General features: G+C 33.6%; 8 protein-coding genes. 2 read left to right on the top strand and 6 right to left on the bottom strand.

Annotated features, from left to right (window positions below):
* Position 1 precedes the first annotated feature (1 nt).
* Together FJR47_RS09785 and FJR47_RS09780 are read left to right on the top strand one after the other, a co-directional pair.
* Positions 2–1,591, top strand: a complete 1,590-nt coding sequence (locus FJR47_RS09785; protein ID WP_152299171.1) for an efflux RND transporter permease subunit — start codon at positions 2–4, stop codon at positions 1,589–1,591.
* Positions 1,584–3,266: an efflux RND transporter permease subunit gene (locus tag FJR47_RS09780; RefSeq protein WP_152299170.1), complete on the top strand. Its 1,683-nt coding sequence runs from the start codon at positions 1,584–1,586 to the stop codon at positions 3,264–3,266. Before FJR47_RS09785 ends, FJR47_RS09780 begins: the two co-directional genes overlap by 8 nt.
* Before the next feature lie 114 nt (positions 3,267–3,380).
* Here the strand turns inward: FJR47_RS09780 and serA are convergent, their stop codons facing one another.
* From serA to pheS, 6 genes are all read right to left on the bottom strand, one after another.
* Positions 3,381–4,970, bottom strand: coding sequence for a phosphoglycerate dehydrogenase (gene serA / locus FJR47_RS03980; RefSeq protein ID WP_152299169.1), 1,590 nt, complete (start codon positions 4,968–4,970; stop codon positions 3,381–3,383).
* A 277-nt stretch (positions 4,971–5,247) separates the two neighbouring features.
* Positions 5,248–6,903 (bottom strand): 30S ribosomal protein S1, encoded by a 1,656-nt coding sequence (locus FJR47_RS03975; RefSeq protein WP_152299168.1) that lies wholly within the window; start codon positions 6,901–6,903, stop codon positions 5,248–5,250.
* A 126-nt stretch (positions 6,904–7,029) separates the two neighbouring features.
* Positions 7,030–7,857 (bottom strand): 4-hydroxy-3-methylbut-2-enyl diphosphate reductase, encoded by an 828-nt coding sequence (locus FJR47_RS03970; RefSeq protein WP_152299167.1) that lies wholly within the window; start codon positions 7,855–7,857, stop codon positions 7,030–7,032.
* Between the two features lie 54 nt (positions 7,858–7,911).
* Positions 7,912–9,195 (bottom strand): 3-phosphoshikimate 1-carboxyvinyltransferase, encoded by a 1,284-nt coding sequence (aroA, locus tag FJR47_RS03965; protein ID WP_152299166.1) that lies wholly within the window; start codon positions 9,193–9,195, stop codon positions 7,912–7,914.
* Positions 9,192–11,531, bottom strand: a complete 2,340-nt coding sequence (gene pheT / locus FJR47_RS03960; RefSeq protein WP_152299165.1) for a phenylalanine--tRNA ligase subunit beta — start codon at positions 11,529–11,531, stop codon at positions 9,192–9,194. The genes aroA and pheT overlap by 4 nt, the downstream gene beginning before the upstream one ends.
* Entirely contained in the window at positions 11,528–12,520 is a 993-nt protein-coding gene (gene pheS, locus FJR47_RS03955) for a phenylalanine--tRNA ligase subunit alpha (RefSeq protein ID WP_152299164.1), read from the bottom strand. Before pheS ends, pheT begins: the two co-directional genes overlap by 4 nt.
* Positions 12,521–12,646: the final 126 nt, after the last annotated feature.

The following is a 12,646-nucleotide window of genomic DNA, read 5'->3' as shown; positions in this document are numbered from 1 at the left end:
AATGAATATTTATAAACCAACAGATATTGCAGGAAAATTAGCATCTGGATTTATACGAAATCCTCTTACTATAGTTCTTGGTTTCTTTTTGCTTGCTATCGGGTATTTAGCTCTTAACATTATGCCACGAGAAGAGAATCCTCAAATGGTAGTAAGCGGATCAACTGTTATTGTTGCACTTCCAGGTGCAAGCGCGGCAGAGGTTCAAAAAGTAATAGTTAAGCCTCTTGAGAGAAAACTAAAAGAGGTAAAGGGTGTAGAAAATATAACTTCAATGGCTATGGACAATGTCGGGATTGTCAATGCTGCATTTTATATCGGAGAAGAAAAAGAAGATTCAAATCTTAAAATCTATGACAAAATAATGCAAAACTCGGATATATTTCCAAAAGGGGCAATGAATCCTATAATCAAGCCGTTAGACATTGATGTAGATATACCTGTTCTTTCAGTTGCATTTTACTCTCATGATAAAAATATGAGCAAAACAGAACTCTATGATAAAGTAAAAAGAATACAGCACCATATAAACGGTCTTGAAAATGTTGCGGTAACAGAATTAAAAGGCGGCAACAAACATCAATTTAATATTGAAGTAGATCTTAATAAACTCTCCGGATATAATATTTCCATGGGACAAATCGTTCAAGGCGTAGAGTCTCTTTCATACAGTGTTCCGGCTATAAAAAACAGAACCAAAGATAATGAGATTATTATGCTTGGTGTTAAAAATGCCATAGAAAACGCTGAAGATATAGGCAATATAATTATTGCCCAATATATGGGCTCACCGATTTACTTAAAACAGATTGCAAAAGTTACAGACTCATATGATATACAAAATTTCAAATCGGCGACAATTAGCAAAAAAGATGAAAACGGAGAATTTTCACCTCTACAAAATCAAGTAACACTTACAGTATCAAAACTTCAAGGCACAAATGCAGTTGTTATAGCAGATACCGTTAAAAAAGAGTTAGAAACATATAAAGAGCTTTTACGAGAAAACGGAATCAATTATGCTATTACAAGAAATGACGGTGAAAGAGCTAATGAGGCTGTTAATGAACTGGTATATCATCTTCTTTTATCTATTGTTATTATTGCCATTTTGCTTGTTTTAGTACTTGGATGGAGAGAATCTCTTATTGTTACATTTACTGTTCCGGCAATTCTTGCTATCACACTTTTTATCGCTTATATAACCGGACAGAGTATAAATCGTATCACTCTTTTTGCATTCTTACTCTCACTCGGACTTTTAGTTGATGCTGCAATTATTGTTATAGAAAATATTCACAGACATTTTCACTCAAAAGAGTCTGCACATGAAAGTGTGGATGATATTATGGTTAAAGCAACAGATGAGATAGGTCCGCCTACAAATATAGCAACACTGGCAATTATTATGACCATGATACCTATGGCGTTTGTCGGGCAGATGATGGGACAGTTCATGAAGCCAATTCCGGCCAATGTTCCTGTAGCGCTTATTGCGTCTTTATTTGTTGCTTATATTTTCACACCTTACTTAGCAGCAAGAATGCTAAAAAAACCAGATTATCACGGCGAGGAAAAAAATAATGTTTAAAAAATTTCAAAATGCTGTATTTAACGGTATCCAAAGTCCGACAAAAAGGAAGTTAATTCTTTTTGCAACACTTATGGCTTTTATTTTATCGGTACTTATGATTGCACCGACAAAAATAGTTTTAGCAAAAATGCTTCCTGGAAAAAACAATGATACATTTACAATATATACAACTCTGGCTGAAGGAAGCTCAATTCAGCAAACCAAAGAAGTAACAGAATGTGTGGCTGATTTTATTAAAAAAGAGAAAGAGGTTCAAGATTTTGAAGTTTTTTTAGGCATGGGAGCTCCTCTGGATTTTGCAGGACTAATTAAAGGCTCTCATTTTAAAAACTCTGAAAATGTAGCTGAAATTGTTGTAAATCTTTCAAAAAAACATAATAGAGATGAGCCGTCATACTTAATGGTACAAAGAATGAGACCCGATATTCAAAAGAGTTGTGCCTCAATCTATGACAAAACAACAATCTCATTTGTAGAACCGCCTGCCGGACCTCCAGTAATGGCAGCGATAGTTGCAGAAATATATGGAAATGATGCAAATGGTATTAGAGAATTATCCAACAGAGTTGAAGGTGTCTTTAAAAGCACAGAAGGCCTTGTTGATGTGGAGATTATGCAGGATGAAATTTATGATACATTTGAAGTTGAAGTAGACAGCACTAAAGTTGCACTCTCAGGCGTAAATGTAAAACAACTCAATGACATTCTCTATTTGGCATTTGAAGGTATGCAGATTGCGGTTAAAAACTCAGACATTGTTAATGATCAGATTCCTATCTATCTCTCTCTTAGCAAAGAGTCTAAAAAATTTTCCAAAAAAGATATAAATGCGATTAAAGCAAAACTATCATCTTTAAAACTTATGAATAAAAAAGGCATGATGACACCAATTACCGAGTTAGTAACAATTGTGCCTAAAAAATCCAATCCAATGATAATGAGTAAAAACCTTCATCAAATGACAAATGTTATCGCTGAAACTGATATGGTTTCACAAGTTTATCCATTAATTGAAGCAAGAGATACTATCTTAAATACATTTAGCGATAAATATAATATTGAAAAAATTGGTCTATTTAATCTTAAACTTACTGATAAAAATAGCAAAAAAATATATAAACTAATTTGGGACGGAGAGATGGAAGTAACACTTGACACTTTCGTTGAACTTGGTGCTGCATTTATAGCTGCTCTAGTGCTTATATTTTTGCTTATGGTAATTTACTATAAAAGCTATGCTCTTAGCGGAATTATTCTTTTAGGTTCATTTTTATCAATTATAGGCGTTATTATAGGACACTGGATTATGGATCTTTTTACTGCAGACACATTTTTCTTAACTGCAACTTCTCTTATCGGTTTTATTGCTTTAATCGGCATAAGTTCAAGAAACTCTCTTCTCTTAATTGATTTTACAGCTTCACTTATGAAAGAGCGCAAGATGGATAAAGCAGAGGCGATCGCTTATGCAACGGCAACTCGTGCAAAACCGATATTTTTAACAGCAGCAGCAATTATACTTGCTTCAACGCTTTTAGCAGGGGATGCAGTATTTGGCGGTCTTGGCGTTGCTCTTATATTTGGTACCGTCGCAGCAGTTATTGCGTCGCTTATGGTTGTTCCGATACTTTTATATAAAGCAGATTTAAAGAGACATTTTAATTTAGATTAAAATTTTAGGGCATACCCGAATGGGTATGTAAACCTGAAAAAAAATAAAAAGATTTAGTGAAATTTCTGGGGCAAGCCCAGAACAATAAGAAGAAAAATATTTGTTTATATAGATCTATAATCTAGCGTATTGAACACTTATACAAGCTTCAATCTCTAGTAGCTCATTTAGCGTAACATCATTTATAATATTATCAACTAAAATAACAGCTAAAGCCTCTTTTTTCTCATTTCTTGCAAGCGAGAAGTCAGCGATATTTACACTATGTTTTGCTAAAGTTGAGCCAATGTTTCCTATTACTCCGGGAACATCTTTATTTTTAAGGATTATCATATCGCCTTTTAATGCCACTTCTATATCAAAACCGTCAATTGAAACAATTCTGAAAATATTATCATCAAAAATTGTCGCACCGATTGTTGTTGTTCCGCCTTCTGCAGTAGTTAATTTTATAGTAATTAAATTTTTATAAACAGTTGAATCTTGAAGTGCTTCTGATTCTATCTTTATGCCCTTCTCCTGTGCAATATAATCAGCATTTACATAATTAATCGTATCATCACTAATCTGACTCATAGCACCGACAGCAACAAAAGTAGCAAGAGAATCTATATATTTACCGATTTCACCCTGCCCGCTTACTTTGATTGAAACAATTTGAGATTTATTAAGCTGAGATTCTAAAAAACCTATTTTTTGACCCATCTCTAAAAACGGCTTTACAAATGAAGGAATTTTGCTCTCATCAATCGGTAAATTCATAGCATGCGCATATGATATACCTTTTGCTGCAGCAATAGCATTTGCAGCAGCTTGAGTTCCGATATTGTATTGAGACTCATATGTATTTGCACCTAAATGAGGAGAAACCGTAATATTGTCAAGTTCAAGAAGAGGATGACTCGTTGCAGGCTCCTTCATAAATACATCAATACCTGCAAAACGAATCTTACCGCTTTTTAAACCGGCATAAAGTGCTTCTTCATTATAAAGGCCGCCTCTGGCACAATTTATCAAAACGACACCGTCTTTCATTTTAGCAATCTCTGCACTGCTTATCATATTCGTAGTTTCTTTGTTTTTAGGCGTATGGATAGTAATAATATCACATGCTAAGATATCTTTGAAATCCTTAGTATAAGTCATATTAAGGTCTGTAACTTTTGATGGATTGATATATGGGTCATACGCAATAATTTCCATCTCAAAAGCTTGTGCTCTTTTTGCTACACGACTTCCTATATTACCAAAACCTATTACGCCGAGCTTTTTACCTTTTAGCTCATATCCATACCATTTTTCTCTTTTCCATACTCTATCTTGCTTTAGATGATTATGTGAATATGGAAACATTCTCATACAAGAGAGCATGTGCGTCATAGTAAGTTCAACAGCGGCAATAGTGTTTGCAGTAGGAACATTCATTACAATAATTCCCTCTTTTGAACATCCAGGAATATCTACATTATCAACACCGACGCCGGCGCGGACAATTGCTTTCATTTTTTTAGCATGTGCAATAAATTTTTCATCAACATCAGTTGAACTTCTTGTTATTGCTACATCAGCATCTTCAATAATATCTAATAATTTAACTTTATCTTCATCAGCCGCCATTATGAAATTTATACTTTCATCATTACGGAGCATCTCTAAACCAGCTTCATGAATATGATCACAAACAACTATAGTATGTTTTTGCATTGTTAATCCTCTTGATATAGCCTGATATTGGCTGAAATTTGGTAATTTTTTAACATTTAAATGAGAGTTTAATTTATCTCTATTTTTGAGTAAATTAGCAATTTTGAACCATTTTTAGCAACGGTGCAAATAATTTTTATATGGTTTAATCTGCTCTTTTCTCATTCAAATCAACTTAAACAAAAAATATTTAAGTTAATTAAAATAAGAAAAACAGAAACAGCCACTCCCACCCTTATAATGAGAGTGTAAACTGTTCTAAAATTTTCTATCTGATTTATTTGAATTTATCTTTAATTAAATCACCCAAAGAGTGTGATTCATCATCATTGATCTCTTCAAGTATCGCTTTGTTTTTTATATAATCAAGCTTTTTAACAGACAAACGAATACGGTCACGACGAGTATCTATCACTGCTATTGCAGCTTCTATTTCTTGACCTATCTCTAAATCACTCTTTTCTAGCGGAGAAAGATCTTCATCACGAATAAGTGCATCAACACCATCTTCTAAAGATACAAAAACACCAAAATCTTTGATATCACGAATTGTCCCTGTTACAATACTATTCACCTTATGTGTTTTAGCAAATGCATCAATAGGACTCTCTAAGAGTGCTTTTCTGTTTAAAGATATTTTTTGATCTTCAGGATTAATTTTTGCAATCTTTACTTCAACTTCATCACCGGTTTTTAAAACATCTTTACATTTAACATTTTTATCCCAAGAGATATCTTGATTGTGTAAAAGACCTTCAACACCGTCAATACGAACAAATGCACCAAAATCTGTTAGTGATGTAACTGTTCCTGTCACAATATCACCTTCTTTATGGTTTTTTACAAACTCATCAAAAGGTTTTGGTAATAATCTTTTTAACGAAACACGAAGTTTATGTGTCTTTGGATTGATTTCAATCACTTCAACATCAATCTCTTGACCTACTTTGAGATAATCATTAGGATTTTTAACATTTTTATCCCAAGAGATTTCAGATATATGCAAGAAACCTTCGATATCATTTCCTAGATCAACAAATACGCCGTATGCTTCAACATTTGAAACAGTTACAGTAATAGTATCACCTTCGTCTAGCTCACTCTCAACCTCTTCCCATGGATCTGGATGAACTGCTTTGATAGAGAGTGAAAGATGTCTTTTATCTTTATCATAAGATATAGCTTTAACTGTTACTGTATCACCCTCTTTATAAAGTTTTGAAGGATTAACAGGACCTTTATAGCTGATTTCATTATAATGAACTAAACCATCTACGCCGCCTACATCTACAAACATACCATAGCTAGTGATCTTTTTAATAGTTCCTTCTACAACCGTATCTTCTTCCATCAACTTGTCAATAATCTCTTTTTTCTTTTTACGCTCATCATTGAAAAGTTTACGACGAGATACAACAATAGAATTTTGATCTTCATCGATTTTAACAACTTGAGCTTTAATTTTACGACCAATGACATCATCACTATCTTTAAAAGCTGCAAGTGAACGAGGCATAAAAAATGAAACATCATCTGCTTCTACAACATAACCGCCGCGGTTTTTCTTTGTAATTACACCTTCAATAACCAAATCTTCGAAGTTTTCTTTGTGTTCATCAATAAAATCAATAGTTTTTTGTTGCTCTAGAACTTTTTTATATGATATTTTAGGACGCTCATTATAGTATCCCGTTACCATTACTTTAATTTTATCACCAACATTAAACTTTAATTCGCCATTTTCGCTGATTTCATCTAAACTAAGAATACCTTCTAGTTTATCACCCACACCTACTAATGCTCTGTTTTCATCCGCTTGGATTTCAACAATTTCACCTTCTACAATACGACTTGTCTCTTGCTGCTTCTCACTTGCAGCAAACATCTCTGCAAAATTTTCTTCTTCTTCAAATGATTCGTTATCGAACGCCATTACCTATCCTCTGTTACATAAAAATTTCGTGATTATAGCTAATTATTGATAATTTTTGCATTAATTATATAAAATCAAACTATAAAAAATAAAAAAATAATAAAAAAAATAAAAAATTATTATTGTTTATTGATTTTTTTCAATAGCATCTACAACATTTTGAATAATCCAGTCGGGAGTAGATGCTCCTGCACTTATACCGCAAAACTGTTTCCCTTTAAACCATGAAAAATCCAAATCTTTCTCATCTTCTATATGATAGCTGTCTTTGCAGTTGTCTTGAGAAATGCTAAAGAGCTGTTTTGTATTTGATGAATTTTTTCCGCCGATAATTATCATAATATCTGCTTTTTTAGAGATTTTTCTAACAGCTTCCTGGTTTTCAAAAGTAGCATTACATATAGTGTTAAAAACTCTTACCTCTTTATGTCTTGGTATAAGATAATTTGCAATTTCTAAATAATCTTCTACGCGCCTGGTTGTTTGAGCTACAAGAGCTATCTTCTCTTTTAGCTTTAAATTTTCCAACTCTTTTGGCGATGTAACGACTCTAGCTCCGTAAGTTGCATAACTTTTAACACCTTTTATCTCCGGATGAGCTTCATCACCAAAAATAATAATATCATAACCCTGCTCACTCATCTCTTGGCAAATCTGCTGCGGTTTTGTTACATAAGGACAGGTTGCATCTACTACATTTACATTCTTTGCTTTAAGCTCTTCTAGCTCATTTTTTGGTATGCCATGCGTACGAATAACTGCTTTATCACCTGAAGAAAAACTTTTATGACTATCTGTCAAACCAACATTATAATCTTTTTCAAGTCTTTCTATCTCTTTGGAGTTATGGATTAAAGGTCCATATGTAGCAGAATTTTTATTCTCTTCAGCAATCTTTATTGCGCGTTTGACACCAAAGCAAAATCCATAACTCTCAGCTAATTCAATTTTCATTATTAATTATCTCCTTAATAATAAAGAAAGTAATTTCTCTATTGAATAAAATATTTAATCTTCAATATCTATTTTAGTAATTTTTTTAAGCAGCTCAAAAAAGTTTGGAAATGATGTATTTACACATGCAACATCATCCACCTTCATAGAAGATCTTAATCCTGCTATCATAAAACTCATAGCTATTCTATGATCACCATAACTTTTAACCGCTGCTTCTTGAAGTTCACCGCCTTTTACGCTATAACCATCTGCAAACTCTTCTACTTCAATACCGCATGTCTTAAGGTTATTTACAACTGTCGATATTCGGTCACTCTCTTTTACTCTGAGTTCTTCAGCATTTTTAACAAAGCTTATGCCCTCAGCACAAGCAAAAGCTATTGAGAGTACCGGCAGTTCGTCTATCAGCCACGATATATTGTTTTCAACTGTAATTGCTTTTAATGGAGCATATTTTACATGTATATTTCCAATGGGTTCATACTTGTTATCAGTAATATCATAGCTTATAACAGAACCCATTCTCTCTAGCGCCCTAAAAGCTTCAATACGCGTCGGGTTTAATGTAACACCCTCTAAGATAACATTAGAATCCGGAGTAATTGCAGCGGCAACAGCAAAGAAAAAAGCGCTTGAAGGATCGGCTGGAACCCTGATTTTTAAAGGGGATAAAAGTTTTTTCATAGGTCTGATTGTAGTAGTAAGCTTATCTACCTCTATATCTGCACCCATGCCCTTTAACATTCTTTCGGTATGGTCTCGGCTTAATTCAGGTTCGGTGTAACTGCATTCGCCATCAGCTCTTAAGGCAGCCAGTATCATTGCACTCTTAACTTGAGCCGAAGCAATTTTACTATTGTAATGAAATGCTTTTAGTGAAGCTCCTCTAATACTAAGGGGCGCTAAATCACCATTGTCTCTTCCATCTAATTTTGCACCGATATTGCGAAGAGGAAGAGTCACTCTTTTCATTGGACGACGACGCAGATACTCATCTCCCGTTAAAACAAAGTGTCCATCCGCTGAACTTAAGAGTCCGCAAAAAAGTCTTATTCCAGTTCCTGAATTGCCGCAATCTAAAATATCATCACTCTCTTTTATTCCATTAGAGCTTATTTTGATTGTTATGCCATCATCAATAACTTTGGCACCGAGCTTTTCAACTATTTTTAAAGAATTTAATGTATCTTCTGCTCTTAAAAAATTTGTTATCTCACTTGTTCCTTCTGCCAGCATAGCAAACATTGCACATCTGTGAGATATTGACTTGTCCGGCGCTATCTCAGATATAACAAGTGAAAATTTTGATGCTTTTGCTACTTTTACACTTTTCATCTAATCGTAATTCCCAACTCACTGTTTAAAGCATCTAAAATACTCTGCATAGATTTGGTAATATCCTCTTCTTCTAATGTTTTATCTAAAGATTGAAGCACAAATCTAATAGTCAAACTTATATTGTCTCCAAGAGATTCATCGCTGTATTTATCTACCGGATAAAAGCGAATAAGCTCATCTGAAGCCGATTTTTCTATCACTTTTTTTACTTCTTCATAACGCATCTCTTTTGGCATTACTATACTCAAATCTCTATGTACAGATTGATATTTTGAAGTTTTTTTTGCAGTTTTTAAATTATTTGGCAATTTTTCAAAATCAAGTTCACACATATAAGTTATATCTAAATCATAACTCTCTTCTACATCCGGATGAACACGGAACAACTCCCCGACAACCTCATTATCAACAACTACTTTAGCACACTGAAAAGGATGAGAGAGTGTATGTCTTGTTTTAAATTCATGAAGCTCAAATTTTCCTATAATATTTGAGATCTTTTGTACAAAAAATCCAAAATCAACCTTCAAAGGTTTTCCTGAGTTAGCTAAACCCTCAGATTCTCTATTTCCTGAAAAAAGCACTGCCATCTTTAGAGACTCTTCTCTTTTAGGATTAAATACCGATCCGATTTCAAAAAGTTTTACAGAGTTATATCCGTTTTTACTATTATTTGATGCGGCTTTAAGAAGACCTGTTAAGAGTGTAGATCTTAAAGTATCAAGCGTATTTACAATAGGATTAAGAAGTTCTTTCTCCTCTTGCAGTGTTTCAAATCCATACTCATGTAAAACCTTTTTCTCATCAAACACAAAATGTACAGACTCAAAAAAACCGCTATACGCTGCTTTATGTCTATATAATTGTCTTTTTTTATATTTAAAATAGTCATTTTCAAGTCTATTGTTTTCCATAAAAACAAAAGGTTTTGATGGTATATTGTCTATGCCCACTAAACGGACAATCTCTTCAACAATATCTTGTTTATTAGATATATCATGTCTAAAATTAGGGACAGAAATGACAAAATTGTCAGCTGATGATTTTGTAGTGTCAAATCCTAAATTTTTCAATATTTTTGTTATTTTAGATTTATCAATATTTGCACCGATTATTGCATCAATCTCTTTTTTGCTGATACTTATAATTTTATCTTCATGCATATCGCCAAGTTCAATTGTACCGCCAAAAACTGACGATTCAGAATTTGATTCAATCATACTGATACAATAGTTCAATCCCTCATTTAAATCCGGCTCACTTCCTCTGGAAGTTCTGTAATACATAGGACCTACAGGCATTTTTTTCTCTTGCATCTTTTTAGAGATTATATCTGGTGGAATATAGCTTGCTTCAATTAAAACAATACCTTTGTCACCAATGACTTTGGAAGCATCTTCTTGAATTATTCCTATCGTTGAAGCTTTTTCTTTATCTTTTGCCATAATAGATGCAAAACCATTTTCATCTTGAGACAAAGAGACCTTTGCCAAAGTTTTATTTTCATTGCAAAAAAAGTCATAATTGTATGCTCTTAAAATCACACCAGTGCTATGAGTCACATAATGAATAAGAGCTTCGATATCCGTCTCTTTTTTTTCTTTTATTTGGGCAAGTCTAAGTTTTAAAACAAAAGGCAAATGTAAATCTTTCAAATCTACCGCTTTATAACGAAGATTTACATTTAAATTATTTTCATGAGAAAGAGTTAAAATTCTTCCAATGCCTACTCTTTTGTCATCATTTTCATCTCTGTTTTCTTCTTTTAGAGATTTATCATAAGCTGCACTTAAATCCCTAGCTATACCCCGTATACTTAAACAATCACCGCGGTTGGCAGTCAGCTCTATCTCTATCAAATCATCACTAAATATATCATTGCTTGAAACTTCTTCACCAAGAGTATAACTTCCAATGCTCTCATCAAGTTCAATAATTCCATCTTGAACATCTTCTAAACCGATCTCTTTAGCTGAGCAAATCATTCCATCTGATTCAACACCACGGAGTTTTACAGGTTTTATAACCATACCGTTTGGCATAACCGCACCAACAGTTGCTACAACTACATCCAAGCCTGCTCTAACATTTGAGGCACCGCACACAATCTGACGCATACTTGTACCGATATCTACTTGACAAATATTTAGTTTATCTGCCTCCGGATGTTTTTTACACTCTAAAACTCTTCCAAATACTATCTTATTTGGTACTTTGTATGTTGAAACACTATCCACTTCTAAACCAATAGAGTTAAATGTTTTTACCAAATCATCAGTAGATATATTGCTTAGATCTATCCACTCGTTTAACCAACTTTTCGTAACTATCATTGAAACTGCTCCAGCAACTTAATATCTCCCTCAAAGAGTGAACGAAGATCTCCTATATGATGAATAAGCATAGCGAATCTTTCAACTCCAAGACCAAAAGCATAACCGCTTACATCCTCATAGTTTACCGCTTCAAAAACATTTGGATCAACTATTCCGCAGCCTAGTACTTCAAGCCATCCAGTTTTTGAACAGACTCTACAACCCTCACCTTTACAAAAAACACATGAAATATCTACTTCCGCAGAGGGTTCTGTAAAAGGAAAAAAGCTGGGACGAAAACGAACATCTACATCACCAAACATGTACTTTAAAAAGTCCTCTAAAATAAATTTTAAGTTTGCAAAAGAGACTTTGCCCTCTTTATCAACCAAAAGTCCCTCTACTTGATGAAACATCGGCGTGTGTGTAATATCATAATCTCTTCTAAAAACTGCGCCCGGAGCTATCATACGAATAGGAGGTTTGGAGCTCATCATAGTTCTTATCTGCACAGGAGATGTATGTGTACGCAACAGCATCTCATCTTTAAAATAGAAAGTATCTTGCATATCGCGTGCAGGATGATATTTTGGAAGATTAAGAGCCTCAAAGTTATTAAAATCATCTTCTACCATATTTCCTGTTTTTACTGCAAAATTCATTGATGAAAAATATTCAACAATTTTATCCATTGTTTCCATAACGGGATGCAAAGCACCGGATTCAGGAGTTAAACTATACATAGAGACATCAATGGATTCTGCTTTCATTCGAGTTTGCAATTCCAATGTTTGAATAACTATTTTTCTGGCAGTTAATTCATTCATCAATGCATTTTTATGTGTATTTAACTCTTGTGCGATTTTTGATTTTTCTTCACTCGGTGCTGTTTTCATTTTGGCAAATTCTGCCGCTAAAACACCTTTTTTACCAAACACAGATATACGAATCTCTTCGATTTTCTCAACACTCTGCGCTTCTTTTATTGCGTCATACCATTCTTTCAATAGATTCACCCATAATGGAGGGAAATACCCTCTGAATTTTTAAAAAGATTATAGTCAAATATAATTTATATATAGCTTCATTTATTCATTTATATGTTACAATAATGCCAAATATGGCTAGTTAAT

Source organism: Sulfurimonas xiamenensis (assembly GCF_009258045.1).
In the GTDB taxonomy this organism is placed as follows: domain Bacteria; phylum Campylobacterota; class Campylobacteria; order Campylobacterales; family Sulfurimonadaceae; genus Sulfurimonas; species Sulfurimonas xiamenensis.
This window is presented reverse-complemented; position numbering and strand designations above follow the sequence as displayed.